The sequence below is a fragment of the Streptomyces iranensis genome, assembly GCF_017874715.1.
Classification (GTDB): Bacteria; Actinomycetota; Actinomycetes; order Streptomycetales; family Streptomycetaceae; genus Streptomyces; species Streptomyces iranensis.
This window is the reverse complement of the sequence record NZ_JAGGLR010000018.1, coordinates 175,999-198,459: the sequence shown is the minus strand read 5'-3', so window position 1 is coordinate 198,459 and position 22,461 is coordinate 175,999. Positions and strand designations below refer to the sequence as shown.

19 protein-coding genes and 1 tRNA gene are annotated in these 22,461 nt (G+C 72.0%); 9 read left to right on the top strand and 11 right to left on the bottom strand.

Features of this window, described 5'->3' with window-relative positions:
* Positions 1-520 precede the first annotated feature (520 nt).
* Positions 521-1,000 carry a nuclear transport factor 2 family protein gene (locus tag J2Z30_RS31065; protein ID WP_044575111.1) on the bottom strand — a complete coding sequence of 160 codons (480 nt, stop codon included), beginning with the start codon at positions 998-1,000 and terminating at the stop codon, positions 521-523.
* Between the two features lie 100 nt (positions 1,001-1,100).
* Here J2Z30_RS31065 and J2Z30_RS31060 point away from each other — a divergent pair, with 100 nt between their 5' ends.
* On the top strand, positions 1,101-1,652 hold the full coding sequence (locus tag J2Z30_RS31060) for a TetR/AcrR family transcriptional regulator (protein WP_044575114.1): 552 nt from the start codon (positions 1,101-1,103) through the stop codon (positions 1,650-1,652).
* A 121-nt stretch (positions 1,653-1,773) separates the two neighbouring features.
* Here the strand turns inward: J2Z30_RS31060 and J2Z30_RS31055 are convergent, their stop codons facing one another.
* From J2Z30_RS31055 to J2Z30_RS31040, 4 genes are all read right to left on the bottom strand, one after another.
* Positions 1,774-1,911, bottom strand: coding sequence for a hypothetical protein (locus J2Z30_RS31055; protein ID WP_209468911.1), 138 nt, complete (start codon positions 1,909-1,911; stop codon positions 1,774-1,776).
* Positions 1,908-2,252 (bottom strand): DUF6247 family protein, encoded by a 345-nt coding sequence (locus J2Z30_RS31050; protein ID WP_044575117.1) that lies wholly within the window; start codon positions 2,250-2,252, stop codon positions 1,908-1,910. The genes J2Z30_RS31055 and J2Z30_RS31050 overlap by 4 nt, the downstream gene beginning before the upstream one ends.
* A gap of 29 nt (positions 2,253-2,281) precedes the next feature.
* Positions 2,282-2,611, bottom strand: coding sequence for a hypothetical protein (locus J2Z30_RS31045; RefSeq protein ID WP_044575120.1), 330 nt, complete (start codon positions 2,609-2,611; stop codon positions 2,282-2,284).
* Positions 2,612-2,862: 251 nt separating this feature from the next.
* Positions 2,863-2,935: transfer RNA gene (locus J2Z30_RS31040), tRNA-Arg, on the bottom strand.
* A 382-nt stretch (positions 2,936-3,317) separates the two neighbouring features.
* Here J2Z30_RS31040 and J2Z30_RS31035 point away from each other — a divergent pair.
* The 7 genes from J2Z30_RS31035 to J2Z30_RS31005 all read left to right on the top strand — a co-directional run bounded on the left by J2Z30_RS31035 (position 3,318) and on the right by J2Z30_RS31005 (position 12,602).
* On the top strand, positions 3,318-4,928 hold the full coding sequence (locus J2Z30_RS31035) for a dynamin family protein (protein ID WP_044581922.1): 1,611 nt from the start codon (positions 3,318-3,320) through the stop codon (positions 4,926-4,928).
* 6 nt (positions 4,929-4,934) lie between these two features.
* Entirely contained in the window at positions 4,935-6,851 is a 1,917-nt protein-coding gene (locus J2Z30_RS31030; RefSeq protein WP_044575123.1) for a GTPase, read from the top strand.
* A 253-nt stretch (positions 6,852-7,104) separates the two neighbouring features.
* The gene (locus J2Z30_RS31025) at positions 7,105-7,641 is read left to right on the top strand and encodes a single-stranded DNA-binding protein (protein ID WP_245388619.1); all 537 of its coding nucleotides are present in this window, start codon (positions 7,105-7,107) and stop codon (positions 7,639-7,641) included.
* A 217-nt stretch (positions 7,642-7,858) separates the two neighbouring features.
* Positions 7,859-9,256, top strand: coding sequence for a Cys-Gln thioester bond-forming surface protein (locus J2Z30_RS31020; RefSeq protein WP_078956880.1), 1,398 nt, complete (start codon positions 7,859-7,861; stop codon positions 9,254-9,256).
* 304 nt (positions 9,257-9,560) lie between these two features.
* The gene (gene ettA / locus J2Z30_RS31015) at positions 9,561-11,225 is read left to right on the top strand and encodes an energy-dependent translational throttle protein EttA (protein WP_044575126.1); all 1,665 of its coding nucleotides are present in this window, start codon (positions 9,561-9,563) and stop codon (positions 11,223-11,225) included.
* 4 nt (positions 11,226-11,229) lie between these two features.
* Entirely contained in the window at positions 11,230-11,745 is a 516-nt protein-coding gene (locus tag J2Z30_RS31010) for an acyl-CoA thioesterase (RefSeq protein WP_044575129.1), read from the top strand.
* The gene (locus J2Z30_RS31005; protein WP_044575132.1) at positions 11,742-12,602 is read left to right on the top strand and encodes a DUF8185 domain-containing protein; all 861 of its coding nucleotides are present in this window, start codon (positions 11,742-11,744) and stop codon (positions 12,600-12,602) included. Before J2Z30_RS31010 ends, J2Z30_RS31005 begins: the two co-directional genes overlap by 4 nt.
* An 87-nt stretch (positions 12,603-12,689) precedes the next feature.
* Here the strand turns inward: J2Z30_RS31005 and J2Z30_RS31000 are convergent, their stop codons facing one another.
* On the bottom strand, positions 12,690-13,094 hold the full coding sequence (locus tag J2Z30_RS31000; protein ID WP_044575135.1) for a globin: 405 nt from the start codon (positions 13,092-13,094) through the stop codon (positions 12,690-12,692).
* An 80-nt stretch (positions 13,095-13,174) separates the two neighbouring features.
* On the opposite strand from J2Z30_RS31000, the gene J2Z30_RS30995 reads away from it, so the two are divergent.
* Positions 13,175-14,335: a methyltransferase domain-containing protein gene (locus J2Z30_RS30995; protein ID WP_078956881.1), complete on the top strand. Its 1,161-nt coding sequence runs from the start codon at positions 13,175-13,177 to the stop codon at positions 14,333-14,335.
* Here the strand turns inward: J2Z30_RS30995 and J2Z30_RS30990 are convergent.
* The 5 genes from J2Z30_RS30990 to J2Z30_RS30970 form a co-directional block, all read right to left on the bottom strand.
* On the bottom strand, positions 14,316-15,548 hold the full coding sequence (locus J2Z30_RS30990; RefSeq protein ID WP_209468910.1) for an FHA domain-containing protein: 1,233 nt from the start codon (positions 15,546-15,548) through the stop codon (positions 14,316-14,318). The genes J2Z30_RS30995 and J2Z30_RS30990 overlap by 20 nt on opposite strands.
* A gap of 68 nt (positions 15,549-15,616) precedes the next feature.
* Positions 15,617-17,008 carry a vWA domain-containing protein gene (locus J2Z30_RS30985; RefSeq protein ID WP_044575144.1) on the bottom strand — a complete coding sequence of 464 codons (1,392 nt, stop codon included), beginning with the start codon at positions 17,006-17,008 and terminating at the stop codon, positions 15,617-15,619.
* Positions 17,009-17,030: 22 nt separating this feature from the next.
* On the bottom strand, positions 17,031-18,401 hold the full coding sequence (locus J2Z30_RS30980; RefSeq protein WP_044575146.1) for a PP2C family protein-serine/threonine phosphatase: 1,371 nt from the start codon (positions 18,399-18,401) through the stop codon (positions 17,031-17,033).
* 3 nt (positions 18,402-18,404) lie between these two features.
* The gene (locus tag J2Z30_RS30975; RefSeq protein WP_044575148.1) at positions 18,405-21,002 is read right to left on the bottom strand and encodes a serine/threonine-protein kinase; all 2,598 of its coding nucleotides are present in this window, start codon (positions 21,000-21,002) and stop codon (positions 18,405-18,407) included.
* Positions 20,999-22,324: a coiled-coil domain-containing protein gene (locus J2Z30_RS30970; RefSeq protein ID WP_044575150.1), complete on the bottom strand. Its 1,326-nt coding sequence runs from the start codon at positions 22,322-22,324 to the stop codon at positions 20,999-21,001. Before J2Z30_RS30970 ends, J2Z30_RS30975 begins: the two co-directional genes overlap by 4 nt.
* Positions 22,325-22,461: the final 137 nt, after the last annotated feature.

Genomic DNA, 22,461 nt, shown 5'->3' with positions numbered 1-22,461 from the left:
CTGCCGCGGCGCCAGGAGCCACCGGCAGCCGCCCCGAAGCGCCACCTGGCCAGACGAGGGCGATGACTGCTCGTTCCGGTCGAGCGACAGAGAGCTTCCGGCCGGCCGACCCGGGTTTTCGGTGGTTCAGCAGTCCGGTCGAGGTGGTAGCGCTCGGGCAAGCCGGACGGCCCGGCGCCCTCTCTTGATCGTCGGGGGAGTGCCGGGGCTGTGTCGTGGCCGGTGGGACAGCTCTGAACAGCAAGAAGACCCTCTTCGCTACGTGCGTAGAGAAGAGGGTCCAGTGCGCCCCCGGCAGGACTCGAACCTGCGGCCAAGCGCTTAGAAGGTGTGCGAGCCTGAGCGATGTGCCGAGTTGCGCTTTCCGTGGTCGCGACGGACCGAAACCGGTATAAGCGCTTGGTCTGTTCCCGTGGGGATGGTGGCGCGACCATGCCCAAGAATGACGCGATTTCGGCACCCAGGGTGGGATTGAGTGGACCCCAAGCCGGTGCCGAGCGCGCTGTGCCGATGGCGGATCTCATCGGGAATCGGCTGCCAATGCGGTTGCCAATTCGCCGAGCCGCCCGAAAGCGCGGGCCATGCCTACATGATCCGCGTAGTCGCGCGATTCGACGATGACGCCGTCGCGTACGCGCGTCACGAAGATGCACGGCAGCGCGAAGGGGTTGCCGTTCACCGCACCGGCATAGCTGAACTCGAAGACGACCACCTCGGGATCGGCGGTTGCGTGGACCTGGCCCACGGGCTCGAACCCGTCGACTTCGTGTGTCTGGACTGGTATGCCTGCGAAGTGGCGCCGTATTTCGGTACGGGTGCGCAGCGGTATGTCGCCGGTGGGCGCGAGCGGGTGCCGGACGTCGGTGTGCTCGGCGTACAGGCCGGCGAGGTGGTCGAGGTGCGCCTGCCTCTCCTGCTCCGTGAGGCTGTCGGTGATCAGGAGGCTGACCCCGGCCGCGACGGCGCGGACGACATCGGACGGTGCGGATGGGCTTGGCATGTTCCCCCCAGAAATAACCGAAGCCTGGACTTCGGTAAGGGTAGCGGAGTCCAGGCTCCGGCTAAAGTCCGTGTCGGGCGTCAGCGGGGAGGATGCGGGCATGCGACAGGACGCACGGGAGAACCGGGAACGGATCCTGGCCGAGGCCGAGGCGGTTTTCGGTACACAAGGAGCCGCTGGGTCGACCGAAGAGGTGGCCAGGCGAGCCGGTGTCGGCATCGCCACAGTCTTTCGCCACTTTCCGACCAAGGAGGAGCTGATCGAGGCAGCACTGCTGCGACATTTCGACCAACTCATCCAACGCGCTGGCGCACTCGCCACCGACACGGACCCCGCCACTGCCTTCCGCACCCTGGTGCGGACGATGATCGAAACCGGCGCCACGAAGCTGACCCTCGCCTCGACCCTGACGGGCCGCCAGCACGTTCCGGGCAACGCAGCCGCCGCATCGGACCGCTTGAAAGCCGTCGTCAGCGACATCCTGCGGGGGGCGCAGGATGCCGACGCGGTCCGGCCCTCGGTCACCGTCGAGGAGGTCTACCTCCTCATCCGGGGGCTTGCGCAGGCATCAGCGACGATGCAGACGCGCCCCGAAACACTGGACCGCGCCATCGACGTCGTACTCGCCGGGCTCTCGCAGACAGCCGGCTGACCCGGAGATGCTGCGCTTGACGATCGCCACTGAACACGCTGAAGAACTCGACCAACAGTACGTCTCCTGCTCGAACCAATGGCTCCAGAGCGGGAGACTCACTGCCAGAAGCATTCGTCGATCACGATCTGCGGGTCACGAGTTCGGCGCGGGCGGCATCCACCAGGGCACGGGCCTGGTCAGGGAGGGCGTTCCTGTTGTCCTCGGCTTCCGTGGTCCAGTCGGCTTGCCAGGGCGGCCCCATGAAGCCGTCCGTCACTGGCCGGGCTCCGCCTTCGCAGCTGCCCGGCGGATGCGCCCGGCATCCTCGATCATCGCCTTGGCGCGCGCGTAGTCGCTCTCCTGGGCGGCCTCGTCCTCCAGGCGATGGACCCTGGCTTCAAGTTCCGGGTTACGGGCGAGGGCATACTCGCCCCACCAGCGGGCCATGAAGGCGGGGACGGGGGCAAGGTCGTAGGCGTCGGCGATGTCGCGGCGCCAATGCCGGTCGAAGTCCACGAGGAGTTGCGGCGCATGCTGGGCGATGGCGGCGCGCAGGGACTTCGGAGTCCGCTCGGGCATGGGCGGGACCGTCATCCCGCCTTGGGGTGCGGTGGACATGGGCGGTGGGATTCCCTTCGGCTCGCCGGTCAGGCGGCAGTGTGGAGTGGGGGCGGCACGGCGGTTGCCGGCTCGGATGGTTGTGGTGTCCTTCCGGTCCGACTCCTGCGGACCGCGGCGCGGATCTTGGCGATACGGTCGCGTTTGACGCCGAGAAGGCGTGCGACATGCTCGACACGGCCGTAGGGGATCGGGCTGCCGGGCGTTCCGGTGGTGGCCGCGGACACGAGTTCGGCGAGCTTTTCCCGCTCTCTGCGTATGTCCTCCTCCAGCCCTCGGATCACCTGCTGCTGGATGGCGATGGCGGCCAGCGCCGACGTCTTCCGATCACGTTCGTATCGCAGATCCTCAGCACTCACGAGCCTGAGGATGGCACATGGGTCTCACACCCAACAATCAATCTCTTGAGAATGCACTCTTGTGAACGCTGTCCGTGTGCGGCGGCGCACAGTCGGCTTTCCGGTGTCTGGCTGAGCTACGCCGACCGGTGAACCCTGTGCGGCGCGGATCCCGAGCCCCATGGCTGGACGCAGAGCGCTTGGCCCATGAGCGATGTGCTTCCGAACATGGGAGAGCCTCACAGGTGTCTCCGCGGGTGAGGAAGTGTTTGCGCCCCCGGCAGGACTCGAACCTGCGGCCAAGCGCTTAGAAGGCGCCTGCTCTATCCACTGAGCTACGGGGGCCGGTGGTGGTCATGGAGCGGGTGAGCCCCCGGTGCCTGCGGGGCCGGCGGGGCGGCCGTGGTGCGGGTGGCCGGGCTCGACGGACCGTGACCTTGCCGGGACAAGGATAGGGCTCCTTGCACCTCGCCCCGGTTGCTTCACCTCCGTGGCACGTTGTGGAGGTTCGGTGAAGCGGTCTGATAATCGCAGGCAGGTCCGAAACTTGCATCGTTTTTCACGCCTCAAGGAACGGGTGTTGTGCACTCGTTATGCCCGCGCCCCTGTCGTCACGTCCGCCTCGTGCTCCTTTTGGGGTGATCCGGGTGGGTCTCTTTGACGCGCACGAGTGAGCATACGCTTCAAAAAGACACCAAAAGCGGGCATTCTTCATCATGTGGCGATCTTGGACGTACGGCCCCGGCTGCTCGACGCGCTGACCTCACTGCGTGACCGTGTCGACGCCGCTCGGTTTCCGCTCCCCCTTCCCGGCGCCGACCGCGCTCGCCGTAGCCGTGCCGAGCTGCTCGCTCAACTGGACGACTACCTCGTGCCCCGGTTGCGCGCCCCCGAAGCGCCCCTGCTGGCGGTAATCGGGGGATCGACGGGCGCGGGCAAGTCCACCCTCGTCAATTCGCTGGTCGGCCGACGAGTCACCGAGGCCGGTGTGTTGCGGCCCACAACGCGTACGCCGGTGCTGGTGTGCCACCCCGACGACCGCCCCTGGTTCGCCGGGCAGCGGGTGCTGCCGCGGCTCACCCGGGTGTGGGTGCCGGCGCAGGGGGAGCGGGCGGAGAGCGCGTACGACGAGGAGGGGCGGGCGCAGGAGGGGCCGGCCGCGCTGCGGGTGGAGACCGACCCGGGGCTGGCACGGGGGCTCGCACTGCTCGACGCGCCCGACATCGACTCGCTGGTCGCGCGGAACCGCGACCTGGCCGCGGAACTGATCTGCGCCGCCGACATCTGGGTGCTCGTCACCACCGCCACCCGTTACGGCGACGCCGTCCCCTGGCATCTGCTGCGGACCGCCAAGGAGTACGACGTCACCCTCGTCACCGTCCTCGACCGGGTGCCGCACCAGCTGGCCGCCGAGGTCTCGCGGCAGTACGCCGGGCTCCTTACGGCGGCCGGGCTCGGCGATGTCCCGCGCTTCACCATCCCCGAGCTCCCGGAATCCGCGGGCGGTGGCAGTGGGCTGCTCCCGGCCACCGCCGTCGCGGCCCTGCGGGCCTGGCTCACCCAGCACGCACAGGATCCGTACGCCCGTACGGCCGCCGCCGCCCGTACGGCCGCCGGGACGCTCGCCTCGCTGCGCGCCCGGATGCCCGCGCTGGCCGGGGCCGCGGCGGCGCAGCACGCGGCCGCGGTGCGGCTGATCCAGCGGGTGGAGGGCGCGTACGGGGAGGCCGGGGAGCGGGTGCGGCGCGAGATCGCGCAGGGGGCGGCGCTCGCGGGCGGTGCGCTCACCCACTGGCACGGGCTGCCGCACGGCAGCGCCCCCGATGAGCTCCTTACGGCTCTCACCGACTCCCTGGCCACCCTGCTGCGCAGCGCGGCCGCCACCGCTGACGAACGGGTCGCGGAGGCCGGGAGGCAGGACCCGGCCGCGCGGGTCGGACTCGCCCCGTGCGACGCGCGCGGCGCCGCCGAGCGGATCGGCGTGTCCGTACGGCACTGGCGGCGCTGCGCCGAGGAGCTGGCCGAGGAGGAGGCCCGGGTCCGGATCGCCGAACGCGGGGGCAGCTGCGTGCCCGAGGAGATCGCCGCCCTGCTCGCCGCGTCCCTCCTGGGCGGACGCCGCGCCCGTAAGGCGGGCGAGAAGCTCGCCGAGACCCTGGGCGCGCATGCGGCGCTGCGCCTGGGCGACCGCGGCGGACGGCTGCTCGACGGCTGTGTCACCCGCGCGATGCGGGCGGAGCGCGACCGCAGGCTCGCCCCTCTGGACGCCCTGGACATCTCCCCGGAACACCAGGTCGAACTGATCGCCGCGCTGTCCGTACTGCAGAAGGAGAGGTGACCTTAGGTGACGGCCACGGAGGGCAACGGCGGCAACGAGGACGGCGGGGGCGGCGGGGGAGACCGGGCGGCGGGGGGCCGCCACTCCTGGGACGACGGCCTGATCGCCCGGCGGGCGCACCGCCGGGCCGCCGGGCGTGCGGCGCACCGCCCGGCCCGTGCGATGGACCAGGGGGCGGTGGAGGCGGCCGCACCGGACATCCCCCGCGCCGCGAGGGGCTACTTCCCGGAGGAGGAGGCCGGGCGACGGTCCTTCGGCGGCCCTCCGTACGCCGTGTACCAGGCCGGCGTCCGCAGCTTCGCCACGGGCACCCTGCGGCCCCGTCTGGAGGCCCTGCGCCAGCTCGTCGGGCTGTCCCGGTCCCGGCTCGAGGGGCGCACGCTCGCCGGGGCCGCGCGGGTGCTCGACGAGGCGGACGCGCGGGGACGGCATCCTTACGGGCACACCGTGGTCGCCGTCGCCGGGGCCACCGGAAGCGGTAAGTCGACACTGTTCAACGCCCTCGCCGGAGCCTCCCTCTCCGAGACCGGGATCCGCCGCCCGACCACCGCCACGCCCCTCGCCTGCGCGTGGACCGACCACGCCGACGGCCTGCTGGACCGGCTCGGCATCCCGGCTGTGGACCGGCGCAACCCGGGCTATCCGTACGACCCCGCGCTGCGCGGCCTGGTCCTGCTCGACCTGCCCGACCACGACTCGGCCGCCCCGGGCCACCGGGAGCGGGTGGACCGGCTGCTGGGTCTCGTGGACGCGGTGGTGTGGGTGGTGGACCCCGAGAAGTACGCGGACGCGGTCCTCCATGAGCGCTATCTGCGGCCACTCGCGGGCTATGCCGAGGTGACCTTCGTCGTGCTCAACCAGGTGGACCGGCTCCCGGGCGAGGCCGCGGACCAGGTTCTGGACGATCTGCGGCGGCTGCTGGACGAGGACGGGCTCGCGCTCGGGGAGCACGGGGAGCCGGGGGCGGCCGTGCTGGCCCTGTCCGCGCTGACCGGCGAGGGCGTCGGGGAGCTCCGGGAGACGCTCGCGCGGCTCACGGCCGAGTGCGGGGCGGCCGAGCGTCGGCTGTCGGCGGACGTGGACGGCACGATGACGCGGCTGCGGCCGCAGTATGTGGCGGACAGCGGGCCGGTCGGGCTCACCGAGCGGGCGCGGGCGGAGTTCGAGGACCGGCTGGCCGAGGCGGCGGGCGCGGGCGCGGCCGGGAAGGCGGCCGAGCGCGCCAGATTGAGGGACGCGGAGTGGGCGTGCGGAACGCCCTGGGGGCGGCTGCGGAGGAGGAAGGGCCGCGCCTCAGGGGGCCCTCAAGGCGGCTCTCGGGGCTCGCGGGCCCCTGGAGCCGGGGAGTGGACGGAGATCCCGGGCGCGCGGGCGCGCACGCTGGCGGTGGAGGCGGTCACGGCGCGCCCCGCGGTGGAGGAGGCGGTACGGACGCTCGGGGACGAGGCGACGGCCGGACTGCCCGGTCCATGGGCCCAGGCCGTCCGGGAGGCGGCCGGGTGGGGCGGCAGAGGGCTGGCGGAGGCGGTCGACGAGGCGGTGGCGGCCGAGACGGCGCACCGGCGGCCGGTCCGGCCGGTGTGGTGGTCGATGGTGGCGGCGGCTCAGGTGACCGTGCTGCTGGTGCAAGTGATGGGGGTGCTGTGGCTGTTGGGGGCCATGGCCGGGGTGTTCGGCGGGCCGGAGTGGTGGATGCCGGCGCTGCTGGTGCTGGGCGGCGCGGTGGTCGGCCCGACGCTGGCGTGGGGCTCCCGGGCGGCCGCGCGGGGACCCGCCCGACGCCACGGCCGGTCGGTGGAGGGCCGCCTGCGGGAGGCGGCGGCCGAGTGCGGGCGCAGACGGGTGCTGGAGCCGGTGGAGACGGAGCTGGCGCGGTACGGGGAGGTACGGGCGCAGTACGTGGTCGCGGCGGGCGGGGCGTGAGGGGCTCGCTCGGCGTGTCGGGTGGGGTCTGAGGGCCGGGGCATAACGGGCGGGGGTCTGAGGGCCGGGTTTGAGGGCCGGGTCTGGCGGCCGGGGCATGACGGGCGCCGGTCTGACGGGCCGCGGCGTGACGGGTGGTCACTCGTCCGGGTGGCCGAGTTGTCCACAAACGCGGGGTCGTGCACAGGCCCCGGCGGAGTTTCGTGATGCCGGGCAGCATGGTCCACGAGCGGCATGACAGAGCCGCGAAGTGATGGGGGAGGCGTGGCCGGTGAACGAGAGCTGGGTGACCATGGTGGGGAATGCCGCGACGCGGCCGGACTTCTGGGAGACGGCGGCGGGTGTCGCGGTGGCCCGGTTCCGGCTGGCGGTGACGGTGCGCCGCTGGGACCGGGGGCGGGACGCGTGGGCGGACGCGTACACGAGTTTCTACACGGTCTGGACGTGGCGGTCGCTCGCCGCGAATGTCGCCGGGTCGGTATCGCTCGGTGAACCTCTCGTCGTCCATGGGACGTTGCGGGTGCGGGAGCGCGAATGGGACCGGGAGCGAGAGCGGGAGAGGGACCGGCCGCTTCAGGGAGAAGGGGGAGGGGGCGAGGGAGGTGCGGCCGCTCCTCCGGCCCCGGGTGGGGATTCCGGTGGTGGGGCGCATCAGCCCAGGCGCTGGGTCACCGCGGAGATCGACGCGGTGGCGGTCGGACACGATCTCACGCGGGGTACATCCGCATTTCGTCGGGTTTCGCAGGCCAAACCACTTCTAAACACGCCGACCGGGGCAACTTCCCCGTGAATGGCCGTGACCGCGGGAGATTTGTCGATAATCCCAGGTCATATGGGATCCGGGGATTAGATAACGATTCCGATTCGGATCGGTTGGGTCTAGGTATTCCCGGGGAACGATCGGTTCCTTTCTCCCTAGGATCCCTGCGTGCCCAACGGGGGTTCCTGAGTTTTGAGTTCGCTGGCGAGGCGCACCAACTGACTGGCGCTCGCCCGGAGGGGAAACCATGATTTCTGTAAGGAGGCGGGGCGCTGCCCGCCTTGCGGCCGCCGTTCTGGCGTCCGGTCTGGTCGCTGCGGGCGCGATGGCCACCGCAGGCACCGCCGCCGCCGATGACGCGCCCCCGAGCCGGGGCGGCGCGACCGCCACGCTGGGCGGTCTCAAGACGTTCGACAAGGCCGTCATTCACGACAACGGCAAGGATCAGCAGGTCGGCGCCGGTCTCTTCGAGATGTCGGTCGACAATGGCGGTTCCATCCAGACGTACTGCATTGATCTGCACAACCCGACGCAGAGCAAGGCGAAGTACGAGGAGAAGTCCTGGGCCGAGACGTCCCTGGCGAACAACCCCAACGCGGGCAAGATCAACTGGGTTCTGCAGAACTCCTACCCGCAGGTGAACGACCTCGGCGCGCTGGCGAAGACGGCGGGCACCGGTCCCCTCACCGAGAAGACCGCCGCCGCGGGGACGCAGGTCGCCATCTGGCGCTTCTCCGACAACGCGAAGGTGGACGCGGCCGACCCGCAGGCCGAGAAGCTGGCCGACTACCTGGAGAAGAACGCGCAGAACCTCCAGGAGCCCAAGGCGTCGCTGAGCCTGGACCCGCCGGCCGTCTCCGGCAAGGCCGGTGAGCGGCTCGGCCCGGTCAAGGTCCACACCAACGCCGACAGCGTCACCCTGGCCCCGGGCTCCGAGTCCGCGGGCGGCGGCGTCAAGCTGGTCGACAAGAGCGGCAAGACCATCACCAGCGCCGCCGACGGCGGCGAGGTGTACTTCGACGTCCCGAAGGGCGCGTCGGACGGCTCCGCCACGCTGACCGCCCAGGCCGCCACCAAGGTTCCGGTGGGCCGCGCGTTCGCCAGCGCCACCAAGAGCCAGACGCAGATCCTGGCCGGCTCCAGCGAGAGCACCGTCTCCGCCACCGCCACCGCGAACTGGGCGAAGAAGGGCGCGGTCCCGGCGGTCTCCGCCGAGAAGGACTGCGCCAAGGGCGGCGTGGACATCACGGCCACCAACAAGGGCGACGAGGCGTTCACCTTCGAGCTGCTGGGCCAGAAGTACACGGTCGAGGCGGGTCAGTCGAAGACCGTCACCGCCCCGGTGAAGGAGGACCAGAGCTACAAGTTCACCATCTCCGGTCCGAACGGCTTCGAGAAGACCTTCTCCGGCGTTCTCGACTGCAAGACCTCCAGCAGCGGCGGCAGCAGCGACACCCCCTCCTCGCAGCCGAGCCCCGCGTCGGCCGGTGGCAGCACCGGTGGTGACACCTCCGGTGGCGACCTCGCCGAGACCGGTAGCAGCAGCAACACCCCGATGATCGCGGGCATCGCCGTGGCGCTGGTCGTGGTCGGCGGCGGCGCGATCTTCTTCGTCCGTAAGAAGAAGGCGACCGCGGGCGAGTGAACGCCAGGGCGGCGACGCCAGGGCAGCAGTGATCGCTGAGTGAAGCGACGGTCACCGGATGTGGTGATCATCGAAGAACGCGGTGATGGAGGGCCGGAGCCTCATGGAGGCTCCGGCCCTTCGTGTCGCCGGGGGGACGGCGAATGCCGGACCCAGGCCGCACGCCGGACCAAACGGGTTTCCGCCTCGGGCGGGCTGTACGGCAAGATGGCTGTATCTACCCTCACGCGGTGGAGCCGCCACGGATACGGACCCCGCGGCGGAGCCGCACCTCGATACCTACCAGATTGCCGGACGGTTTCTCTTGGCTGAGTTCATCTACACCATGCGCAAGACGCGCAAGGCGCACGGCGACAAGGTGATCCTCGACGATGTCACGCTGAGCTTTCTGCCCGGCGCGAAAATCGGTGTCGTGGGCCCCAACGGCGCCGGTAAGTCGACGGTGCTGAAGATCATGGCCGGCCTGGAGCAGCCGTCCAATGGTGACGCCTTCCTCTCGCCCGGCTACAGCGTCGGCATCCTGCTCCAGGAGCCCCCGCTGGACGAGTCCAAGACCGTGCTGGAGAACGTCCAGGACGGCGTGGCGGTCACCAAGGGCAAGCTGGACCGCTTCAACGAGATCGCCGAGCAGATGGCGACCGACTACAGCGACCAGCTGCTCGAGGAGATGGGCAAGCTCCAGGAGGACCTGGACCACTCGGGCGCCTGGGACCTGGACGCCCAGCTCGAGCAGGCCATGGACGCCCTCGGCTGCCCGCCCGGCGACTGGCCGGTCACCACCCTCTCCGGCGGTGAGAAGCGCCGCGTCGCGCTCTGCAAGCTGCTGCTGGAGGCCCCCGACCTGCTGCTGCTGGACGAGCCCACCAACCACCTCGACGCCGAGTCCGTCAACTGGCTGGAGCAGCACCTCGCCAAGTACGCGGGCACCGTCGTGGCCATCACCCACGACCGGTACTTCCTGGACAACGTCGCCGAGTGGATCCTGGAGCTCGACCGCGGCCGCGCCATCGGCTACGAGGGCAACTACTCCACCTACCTGGAGAAGAAGCAGGCCCGTCTGAAGGTCGAGGGCCAGAAGGACGCCAAGCGCGCCAAGCGCCTCAAGGAAGAGCTGGACTGGGTCCGCTCCAACGCCAAGGGCCGCCAGGCCAAGTCCCGGGCCCGGCTGACCCGTTACGAGGAGATGGCCGCCGAGGCCGAGAAGACCCGGAAGCTGGACTTCGAGGAGATCCAGATCCCGCCGGGCCCGCGCCTGGGCAGTGTCGTGGTCGAGGTGGAGAACCTCTCCAAGGCGTTCGGCGAGAAGGTCCTGATCGACGACCTCTCCTTCACCCTCCCGCGGAACGGCATCGTCGGTGTCATCGGCCCCAACGGCGCCGGTAAGACCACGCTGTTCAAGATGATCCAGGGCCTGGAGACCGCCGACGCGGGCAGCATCAAGGTCGGCGATACCGTCAAGATCTCCTACGTCGACCAGAGCCGTGCCAACATCGACCCCAAGAAGACGCTGTGGGCGGTCGTCTCCGACGAGCTCGACTACATCAACGTCGGCCAGGTCGAGATGCCCTCCCGCGCCTATGTCTCCGCCTTCGGCTTCAAGGGCCCGGACCAGCAGAAGCCGGCCGGAGTGCTCTCGGGCGGTGAGCGCAACCGCCTCAACCTCGCGCTCACCCTCAAGCAGGGCGGCAACCTGCTGCTCCTCGACGAGCCCACCAACGACCTCGACGTGGAGACCCTCTCCTCGCTGGAGAACGCGCTGCTCGACTTCCCCGGCTGCGCCGTGGTCGTCTCCCACGACCGCTGGTTCCTCGACCGCGTCGCCACGCACATCCTGGCGTACGAGGGCGAATCCAAGTGGTTCTGGTTCGAGGGCAACTTCGAGTCGTACGAGAAGAACAAGGTCGAGCGGCTCGGCCCGGACGCGGCCCGTCCGCACCGCGCCACCTACAAGAAGCTGACCCGGGGCTGAGTGGATGGCACGCCATATCTACTCCTGTCCTCTGCGCTGGTCCGACATGGACGCGTTCGGCCACGTCAACAACGTGACCTTCCTCCGCTATCTGGAGGAGGCCCGGGTCGACTTCATGTGGCGGCTGGCGCCGGGGAACGGGAGTAACGCGTTCACCGGCGGCGTGGTCGTGGCCCGGCACGAGATCGACTATCTGAGGCCCCTCGTCCACCGGCACCGTCCGGTGACGATCGAGACCTGGGTGACGGAGATCAAGGCCGCGTATCTCACCCTGCGCTATGAGATCAAGGACGAGGACGCCCTGTATGTGCGTGCCGCCACCCGCATCGTGCCCTACGACCTCGACCAGGGCCGCCCGCGCCGGGTCACCCCGGAAGAGGAGAAGTTCCTGACCGAGTACCTGGAGCCGGACCCGGTGAAGAAGCGCGCCGCCAAGAAGGCGTCCGAGGCAGCCACGAAGCCCGCCGGATCCGCCGATGGCTCCGAACGGGCGGAGGCGGAGGGGGCCGTCTCGGTATGACGGCCTCCAACCAGGAGCTCCACTTCGCCGACGCCGGGGAGGCGGCCGATCTCGCCGCCTTCCTCGCCCGGCTGATCCACTACGACCGGGCGGCGGCGGTGCGGCTGCAGGCGGGCGCCGGTGTGCTCGCCGTCTTCGGCCGGCCGCCGTCCTTCGAGGTCCTCGCGATCCGTACGGCGCGGCTCGAGGCGATCGTCAGCACCGAGGCCACGTCGGACGAGTCGGACGAGTCGGACGAGTCGGACGAGTCGGCCACGTCGGCCGGGGCGGCGGGCGGGCCGGGTGCGCTGGACACCACGGTCTCGGCGGGCGAGTTCGCGGACGCGCTGGACACGGCGCGGACCGCCGACGGGCCCGAGGGCCGTGACCGGGGTGTCCGGGGCCTGGTGGTCACCGTGCCGCAGGCCGTCACCGGCCCGCCATGGGCCGGGGTGCTGCCGCCACGCGGCGGCTGGCGCCGGGTGAACGGGCTGCCGGGCGTGAACGAGGTACGAGGGGCGGTCGCCGCCGCCGTCGCGGAGTTCCGGGCCCGTGACGCGGCGCTCCCCGAGGAGTCGCGTACGCGCGCCGAGCGCGACCGCATCGGCCATGAGATCTGGTCCCGTACGCTCGGCGACACCGGGCTTCCGCTGCGCGCCGTGCACGCCGCCCAGTCGCTGGGCTTCCTGCGGCCGGTCCGGGCGGCGGCACCGGCCGTCACCGCCCACGGGAGCGGCGTGGCCACCGCGGCGCCCGAGCCCCTGGCACTCCTCGCCGCGGGCGGCTGGCTGCGGCTGCGCACGCCGTACGGTTCGATCGCGGTGCGTACGCAGGGCCTGTCCGGCGGTCTGTCCGGGCTGTCCGTCACGCCCGCCTGAGCCCGCCGGTCCGCCCGCGAGGTCAGCCCTCCAGGGCAGCCCGCCAGGTCGGCCCGCCAGGTCAGCCCTCCGGGGCGACCTGCCGGGTCAGCCCTCCGCGTTGATCATGGAGGCGGCGGCGTAGGTGAGGTAGTGCCACAGCTGGCGCTCGAGCTCCGGGGCCAGCTCCAGCTCGTCCACCGCGTCGCGCATATGGCGCAGCCAGGCGTCATGGGCGGCGCGGTTCACGGTGAAGGGGGCGTGGCGCATGCGGAGCCGGGGGTGGCCGCGGTTGTCGCTGTAGGTGCGGGGGCCGCCCCAGTACTGCATCAGGAAGAGTGCGAGTCGCTCCTCGGCCGGTCCCAGGTCCTCCTCGGGGTACATCGGCCGGAGCAGCGGGTCCTCCGCGACCCCCTGGTAGAAGCGGTGGACCAGACGCCGGAAGGTCTGCTCGCCGCCGACCTGCTCATAGAAGGTCTGCTCCTGAAGTGTGCCTCGCGGAATCTCTTTCACGCCTCCATGCTCTCAGACGTCCCCGTCTGGAAAAGGGGGCGTGGGTCGCGGCCGGGGGCCGGGCGCAGGAGAGTGGAGTCATGGGCAGCACGGGCGGGAGCACACGCAGTGCGCCGGACGCCGCGGAGCGGGTATCACGGCGGAAGCTTGCGGGCCGGGCGGCCGATGGGTACGCCGAGGAGGCCGCGGCGCTGCGAACCGGGCTGGTCCGGGAGATCGTGGCGGGCGGCGGACTCACCGACCCCGCCTGGCGGGCGGCCTTCGAAGAGGTGCCACGCCATCTGTTCGTGCCCTGCTATTACGAGGCGGGGGACGCGGCCGCGGCGGCCGCACCGCCGAGCACCAAGACGGCGGGGGCGGCAGGAGCCGGGGAGGTGGGTGCGGCGCACGGGACGGTCGGCTACGGCCGGCTGTGGCGTGACGACCCCCACCCGCTGCGCCGGGCCCGCTGGCTGGCCGGTGCCTACGCGGACGCCCCGCTCGCCACACGGGTGCGCGACGGCGAGCTGATCACCTCCAGCAGCCAGCCGTCGCTGATGGCGCGGATGCTCCAGGCGCTCCAGGTGCGGGACGGGGACCGGGTGCTGGAGATCGGCGCGGGCACCGGCTACAACGCCGCGTTGCTGGCCCATCGGCTCGGCGACGCCCACGTCACCACCCTCGATCTCGACCCGGAGATCACCGAGGCCGCCCGCAACCATCTGGCCGCGGCCGGATTCCGCCCCGCGGTCGTCACCGGGGACGGGGCGCGCGGCTGTCCGCTGCACGCTCTCTACGACCGGATCATCGCCACCTGCGCCGTGGCGGCCATCCCGTCCGCATGGCTCGGTCAGTGCCGGCCGGGCGCGCTGATCCTGACGCCGCTCGCGACCGGGCTCATCGCCCTGAGAGTCGCCGACGCCCGCCATGCCGAGGGGCACTTCCTGGCCATACCCGCGTACTTCGTCCCGCTGCGCGGCAGCGGCCCGCCGCCTCAGGTGCCCGCCCACGGGCTGCCGTCCCGGCCACTGCTGGACGACTCCTTCCGCTTCCTGCTGAACGTGGCCGCGGGCCATATGGAGCCGGTCGAAGCCCTCGCGCTGTGGGAGCACGAGGGCAGGCCGGGGCGGGAGCGCTACGGGGTGACGGTGCGGGGCGAGCGCCAATGGGCCTGGCTGGACGACCCGGAGGGCGCCTACGGCTGGCCGCTGGGCCCTCCCGGCCGTCTTGAGCCCTTCGGTCTCAGCCCCGGCGCACCGTGATCGTCGTCCAGGCGCCGACATGGACGCGGTCGCCGTCCCGGAGCGGGACCGGTACGAACGGCTGGATCGGCTCCTCGCCGCCATTGACCGTCGTGCCGTTCGTCGAGTCCTGGTCGACGACCGCCCAGACGCCGTCGGGCTGCTGGACGAGGAGCGCGTGCTGGTGCGAGACACCCGGGTCCTCGGGCGGCCGCCCGAGATCGATGTCGGGGGCCTCACCGGTGCTGTGGCGGCGCCGGCCGATGGTGATCTGGTGGCCGTTGAGCGGCAGCTGCTGCTCGGGGGAGTAGGCCGGGAGGTTCAGCCCGGCGGCCTCCGGGCCGCTGCGGTTCATCATCGCCATGAAGTACTCACGGTCCGGGGCGACGACGGCTATCCAGTTGCCGGGCGCCTGCGCCGGGGCGCCGCCCTGGCCGAACTGGGCGCCGCCGGGGTGCTGCTGCTGCGGGGGACCGGGGTACTGCGGCGGGGCACCGGGGTGCTGCTGCTGCGGCGGCTGGTGCCCCGGCCCCTGCTGCTGAGGCGGCGGGGCGTACCCCTCGTTCCCGTACGGCTGGGCCGGGGGCGCCTCGTTCCCGTACGGCTGGGCCGGGGGCGCCTCGTTCCCGTACGGCTGGGCCGGAGGCGCCGGGGCCTGGGGGTAGCCGTAGCCGTACTGCGGGGCCTGGGGCGCGCCGTGGCCCGGGGCGCCCTGCTGCGGGGCGCCGTGCGGGGGCGTGCCCTGGTGCGGTGCGCCCCCCTGCGGCGGCGGAAGCGTCCAGTCGCTGTCGCCGCCGAAGCCGGAGGGCTGACCGCCGCCCTGTGTCGGGTGCGGGCCCTGCGGCCCCCCGGGACCGGGCTGTGGCGGCCCCGGCTGCTGCGGCGGCGCGTAACCGCCCTGCGGCGGGCCGTACGGAGACGGGGTGTGCGTCTGGAAGTTGAAGCGGCACTCCTCACAGAACGGGGCCTGCGCCTCACGTGGCGTACGGCACTGCGGGCACAGCTCCTGCTGCTGTGCCGGATAGCCGTAGCCGCCCGCGCCGCCGGGCGGCGGTGGGCCGCCCGGCCCCGGACTCCCGTAGCCACCCGGTGGTACGGGAACACCGGGGCCATTCGGCATGGGCGGAGGTGGCGGGACGGCGCCGGAGGGCATGGGTGTCCCCGACATCCGGTGCCCACACACCTCGCACCAGTCGTCGGCCGCCGATTGGTGGCCGTTGGGACAGGTCGGCATGTCGGATCCCCCTCTGTGGCGTTCTTGGCGTTTCTGCCGAGAAGAGCTACGTGAGTGCTGGTTATGTGCTACTTCTTGACGCGAACTGTCTTGGTGGAGCGCGTTTCGAGTGTCATCTCGTCCGCCTCCGCGACCTTCGCCTTCAGTCGCACAGTACCTGCCGCCACGTCGAGCACGTCCACCACCTTCGCAAGCAGTTTCGCCGTGTCTTCGTTCCCCGATGTGGCCGCCAGCTGTACGGCACGCCCCAGCTTCGCGGTCGCTTGTTCGGCATCGCCCGACTTGCGGGCATTCATTCCCTGTTTGATGGCCTGTGCCAGTTCGGCCTGGCCCGTATAGTGCGCTACCTGCGCATTCATCGCGGTGGAGACGGCCAGGTCATCGGTCCACACCGCGCGCACCAGCCCCTGCGCCAGAGGGCTGGGCGGGCTGCCGACCCCGTCGGGCACCGGCTGGACCAGGGAGATCCTGGCCGCGAGCATCTCCTGGCCGACCTCGGCCGCCGGAACCCGCACACAGAGGTGGTAGTCGCGGGACTCATCGCCCCAGGACCCGGTGGGGTAGTCGCCCGCGCGCGGACCGGCCTCGACGCGCCGGGCGGTGAGATCCTCCACAGTCGGTGCGACCTGTTTCACATACGCCACCTCGGCGCCCTTGGGGGTCCACAGCCGGAGGCCGACGTCGGCGATCTCCTTGCCCATCGCCGTCTCCATCATCCGCGTGAAGTCCGCGGCGAGCCCGGCGGGGTCGGCCACGATGTCCGCCGTTCCGAGCAGGGCGGCGGCGATCCCGGTGACCTCCTCGACCTCCCAGTCCGTGCCCACCCCGCGGGCGTCGCAGGTGAAGCGGCCCGCGCAGGCGTCGAGCACGGTCCTCAGCCGCTGCGGCTCCTCGTGCTCGTTCCGCCCGTCGGTGAGCAGGATGCCGTGCCGTATCGCGGCATCGGCGGAGCCGAGCAGCAGGTCGGCCTGGAGCAGCCAGGTGCCGATCGCGGTGCCGCCGCCCGGACTCAGGCTCCGCAGCGCGTCCTTGGCCTGGGCGCGGGTGAGCGGATCGGCGATGGCCAACTGCCCGTTTCCGGGGAAGACCTCGACCGCCTTGTGGGTGCCCGACACCACGGAGAAGGCCACGCCGTCGCGCACGGTGTCGATCGCGGCGGCGGTCGCGTCCCGTGCGTGGTGCATCTTCGTCGGCGGATAGTCCATGGAGCCGGAGCAGTCCACCATGATCACTACGGCCGCGCGGGGGGAGGCGCCTCCCTGGCCGGACGCGCCGTCGTACGCGCCCGGAGCGTCCTCGTATCCACCATGGGCGGGTATCGGCGGCCCTGCCGTGGCCCCGCCGCCGGCCGAGGTGACGGTGATGATCGCGTTCACCTCGCGGCCTCCCTCGGGGAGGTACTCGTTCTGGTAGACCTCGACCGAGAACCGCGGCGCATCGGGCGTGGAGAAGTGGGCCATGTCATCCGCTCCTTGGCGACCGTCAGGCGGATCCTGCCCGGCCCGGGAGAGCGGGGAACGGCACGATCGCCACTGTTACGTTGTCGTGGCCGCCGCCGTCCAGGGCGTAGCCGACCAGGATCTGCGCGCTGTTCAGCGGCCGGGCGCGGGCGTCCGGCGGCACCGCGTGGGCCATCTGCTCCGCCGATTCGGCGTAGTTCCACAGCCCGTCGGTGCACACCACCACGACGCCCGGCCGGTCCGGCTTGTACGAGGCGGTGTGGGGCTCCAGCTCATAGGCGTCCGCCCCGAGCCAGCCGGTGATGGCGTGGGCGCGCTCGTCCGCGTACGCCTCCGCCTCCGACATCAGCCCCGCGGCCACCATCTGGGCCGCCCAGGAGTCGTCCTCGGTGAGCCGCGCGGGCGGGGTCGCACGGTCGTCGGGGACCCAGTAGGCACGGCTGTCCCCGACCCAGCCGACGGTGAGGATGTCGCTGGTGACGACGGCGCTGACGATGGTGCACGCCGGTGCGTTCTGATGGCGCTGCCCCTCGTGGTGGGGAGCGGCCGCGCCGGTGTCCAGGGCCAGGGAGTTGACCGCGTCGGCGGCGGCGATGATCGCCTCGTTCATGGCCTGCTGGGGGTGGGCGCCGCGGGGCAGCGAGGCCCGCAGCGCCTGACTCGCGGCATGGGCCGCGGCGGCCGAGGCTTCGTCGGGGCGGGTGGCCGAGGAGACCCCGTCGCACACCACGGCGACCGTGACCGGTGAGCCGTCGGGCAGCGCGGCGGTGGACACCGAGAACGCGTCCTCGTTGCGGTGGTGGCGCAGACCCCGGTCGCTGGCCGCCGCGACTCCCTCCAACTCGGTCTCCATATGGTCGCGTGTCCGTGCCTGTGCGTGTCCGCAGCGCTCGCAGTATCCGTCCTGGTCGATGGTGCCCTCCTGGCACGCGGCGCACCGGGGGCGGTGCTCGTCGCCGGGCAGCCGGGGGTCCGCCCCGATGCCGGTCCCGCTGCCCGTGCTGCTCGCCGCGCTGGTGTGCGTACTCGCGTTGGTCTCCGGGTGGATGCCGGACTCGCCGGGTGCCTCGGGCGCGCCGAGCGTCGCCGTGGCCCGCGGGTCGGCCACCTGGCCGTACCCTCCGGAGGTCGGGGCGGCCAACTCGTAGTCGTCCGGCTCCGGCTCCGGGTGGGTGGACCGCGCCGCCCCGTTCACCCGCGGCGGCGCCGGCAGGTCGGCATGCGCCTCCGAGCGGCCGGCGATCGCCTCCGCCGACAGTGCGGCCTCCGCTGCCAGCGCGGCCGCCACCGTCAGATCGGCACCGCACTGATCGCAGTATCTGTCCCCTGCCTGCGGCGGCTCATCACAGGCCGGGCAGGCTGACAGCTGGGGCGGCTGCGGCATCTGCGACATCGATCACACCCACGTCCTGGGGCGGAAACGGTTGGCCCGCTCCACCAGTTCGATCCTCTCCTCGCCTCGCTGGGCGAGTCTGGCGAGTACACGGTACGAGCGCTCCAATCCGAAGCGCAGCCCGCGCTCGTCCAGGCTGCTGCCTAGCAGAGGCGGCCGGTTGTGTCCCGGGGGCGCCCCGCTGCCGCCGGACAGTACCCAATCCAGGGCGCTGCCCAGAACCTCCGTACGCAGCCGCTCGCGCCGCACCGCGTCCAGACCGAACTCGCCCAGCCGCTCGACCTGGACCGCCGAGGCCGTCAGGTCGCTCAGCAGGGCGTCGTACGGGGCGCGCTGGCGCAGCCGGGCCCGTACGGCGGCGACCCGCGCCGCCGTGTAATGGATCGAGGACTCCGGCACCGACTCCAGGGCCCGCACCGCCCCCGGGCGGTCCCCGGCGCACAGCAGCACCCGGGCGAGGGCGAAGGCGGCGCTCACGAAGCTCGGATCGGTGGCCCAGACCAGCCGGTAGTACTCCGCCGCGTTGTCCAACTGGCCCAGCACCTCGGCACAGACGCCGAGCGCCAGCTTCGGCGCGGGCTCGCCGGGGAACGCGTCGTAGACGGCGTCGAAGGAGAGCGCGGCCGTCTCGCGGTCGCCGGTGGCCAGCGCGTGCAGCCCCCGGTACCAGACGATCCGCCAGTCGTCGCTGTACGCGGCCTCCAGACCGGTGAGCGCGACGCCCGCGTCATGCGCCTGGGCCAGCTCCAGCTGGGCGCGCACCCGGCGCAGCCGCAGCTCGACCGAGTCCACGGGCGCGGTCCGCAGCGCGGCGCTCACCTCGGCGGGGTCGGCGGCCAGCAGACCGGCCAGGAACCCGGCGTTGGGGTCGTCGGAGTCCACCAGCGGCACCGGGAGCGCCAGCGCGGTGGCCCGTCCGTCCAGCGTGGTGATGGCGGGCAGCGGCAGGGCCAGCGGGCCCGGCGGGCGCTGCGCGGGGATGGCGGGCACGGTGGTGCCCCCACCGGCGGACCGGGCGCCCAGCAGGGACGGATCCTTTCCGTCGTCGGCGAACAGCTCGGTGTCCACCACGCGCGGTTCCGGCCCGAAGAGCGTGGACAGGGCCGGCCGGGGCCGCCCGGTCTGCAGGGCCACGACCTCCCGCAACACCCCGGTCAGCTGGTCGGCCATCTCCCGCGCGGAGGCGAAGCGGCGCCCCGGGTCGGGATCGGTGGCCCGCACCAGCAGCCGGTAGAAGGATTCGTAAGCCCGGAAGACCTCGATGTGCTCGGGGTCCGGCAGGCTGTCCACGTAGACGTTCGTATAGCCCTGGAAGTCGAAGGTGAGCACGGCCAGGGTGCGCGCCACCGTGTACAGGTCGGAGGAGATGGACGGGCCGGACTCGGAGATCTCGGGGGCCTGATAGCCGACCGTGCCGTAGATGGGGCTGTCGTGGTCGTCCATCCGCCGGACCGCGCCCATGTCGATCAGCTTGAGCTGGTCCTGCTGCTGAATGGCGTTGTCGACCTTGAAGTCGCAGTAGAGCAGATTGCGGCTGTGCAGATGGCCGAGCGCCTCCAGCGCCTCGATGCCGTAGGCGCACGCCTGCTCCACCGGCAGCGGATCGCGGCGGCCCTCCGTGGTGCGGCGGGCGTTGGCGATGTCCTTCAGGGACTTGCCGCCCACGTACTCCATGACGATGTAGCCGTCGAGGCTGCCGGTGCGCTGGTCGAGGTGCTCGACGAAGTTGTAGATCCGGACGATGTTGGAGTGCTCGATCTCGGCGAGGAAGCGGCGCTCGGAGACCGCGGCCGCCAGCGCCTCCTCGTCGCCCGTGTCCAGCAGGCCCTTGAGGACCACCCAGCGGTCCGACACCGCGCGGTCGATGGCCAGATAGATCCAGCCGAGCCCGCCGTGCGCCAGACAGCCCGCGACCTCGTACTGGCCGTGGACGATGTCACCGGGGATCAACTTCGGTACGAACGAGTACGGATGGCCGCACTTGGTGCAGAACCCCTCGGTGCGGCCCGGCCGCTCGCCGCGGGCGCGGCCCACCGGGGCGCCGCAGTCCCCGCGACTGCAGAACCGCTTGCGCTCGGGGACCTCGGGGTCCGCCAGCACCGCCGTCCGCGGATCGGGGCGCGGCACATCGGGGACGCTGACCAGACCGGCGCCCAGGGCGTTCCGCCCCGAGGAGGCCGAGGTGGAGGAGCGGGAGCTGCGCACCGAGACCGAACGGGACGAGGTCCGCCCGGACATGGAGCGGGACAGCCGCCCGGACACCGAGCGCCGGGACGAGGAGGAGCGTGCCGAACGCGACCGGCCGGAGGCGCCGGACGAGGAGTCCCAGCCGGTCGCCGAGGAACCCGCGCTCCGTGCCGAGGAACCCGCGCTCCGTGCCGACGAGCCCGCGCTCCGTGCCGACGAGCCCGCGCTCCGGGACGAGGAACTTCCGCCCCGCCCGGCCTGGCCGGTGATCCCGGTGGGCGGTGAGGCCACCATCCCCTGGGGTGAGACGACCGGGGCCATACCGCAGACATCGCAGTACAGCTCGCCCCCGCCCACGTCCTCGTAGGACCCGCCGCAGTCACGCCGCTGGCAGGCGACGACCGCCGCATTCATTCCGTGCCTCCCTCGATGCCTTGCCCGGCCGGGCCCGTCTGGCGTGGCACCAGGGCCTCGGCCGCCGCCTGCTGGTAGCGCAGCACGGCCTGCTCGGCCGCCCGCAGATCGCACGGGGCGCTCCACAGCATCCGGCGGGCCACGTCATACCGCTCCACCAGGAACGGATCCGCCGCCATGCCATGGCGGGCGACCTTCGCCTTGTACGCGTCGAGACGGCCGCGCAGCTCGGCGCGGACCGCGAGCGGCGCGGTGACCGCGGTCAACGACTCGCGGGCCCGCAGCAGCTCGTCGTCGGCGCGCTGCTCCAGGCTCTCCAGCAGCGGTGAGAGCCGGTGCCACTGCGAGCGCCTGCGATAGTCGGCGGCGGCGACCAGCTGCTCGTGCAGCGCGGTCGGCGGGCCGCTGACGGCCGGAACCTCCGATGCCGCGATCTTCGCGAGCACCTCACCGCGCGCCTGGCGCGCCTCCGCCAGGGTGCGATCGGCGCGGGAGAGCACATCCCGCAGCCGCATCAGCCGCCGCTCGGCGTCCTGCCGCACATCCAGGACCGCCTCGATCTCCCGGCGCACGTCCTCCAGGGCGCGGGCGGCGCGGTCATAGCGCTCGGTGTCGGGGGTGCCGCCGCCGGGCGCGGAGCTGCCGCTGGCCGGTTTCCAGAAGGCCAGCGGGTCCGAGACCACTTCGGCGCGCAGCGCGGTCAGCTCGGCGGTGATCTGCTCCAGATCGTCCCCCGAGGGGTGCTCACCGGGGCGGACCCCCACGGAGTGGGCGAGCGAACGGGTGCGGTGCAGCTCGGCGGAGAGCATGTCGATCCGGGCGGGCAGCGCGGACCATATGGCGTCGGCGCTGACGATGACGCCGATGGCCTCCGCGTACCAGCGGTTCATCCGGTCGACCAGCCGGTCCAGGCCCAACTCCTCGCTGAGCAGGGGCGAACCGCCGAGGGTGGCGCTGCTGGGCAGGGTGATCGCGGTGCCGCACAGCAGCTCGGTGAGCTCGGCCAACTCGTCCTGCGTAGGCCAGCGGTGACGGGAGCGCACCTCACGGGCCCGGGTGAGGGCCTCGGTGTACGCGTCGAAGTAGCTCCACAGGAGAGAGATGGCCTGCTCGGTGGTGGACCAGCGGTCCTTGGTGACGCCCGTGAGCTCGGCGCCCTCGAGGAGCCTTCTGCCCGCGTGGTCCTGGAGGGCGAGCAGCGAGGACTCGATCGCCTCGTGTTCGGCGGCGAGCTTCGCCAGTGCGCGGTCCACCTCCTCCCGGCCCATGACCGGGCCGTCGGGTGCCCCCGCGAAACTGGGGAAGGGTCCCGGGACCCCCATCGATCACCTCTCCATGTCCGTAACCGTTGTGTGATCCGTCTGCTGCGTCATCCCTACGCGTGTGAGGCGGGTGCTAATCCTTGCCGGTCCGTGATCCTTGCTCTTGCCCGATGTGTCCGGGTCCGTCGTGCTCGTGC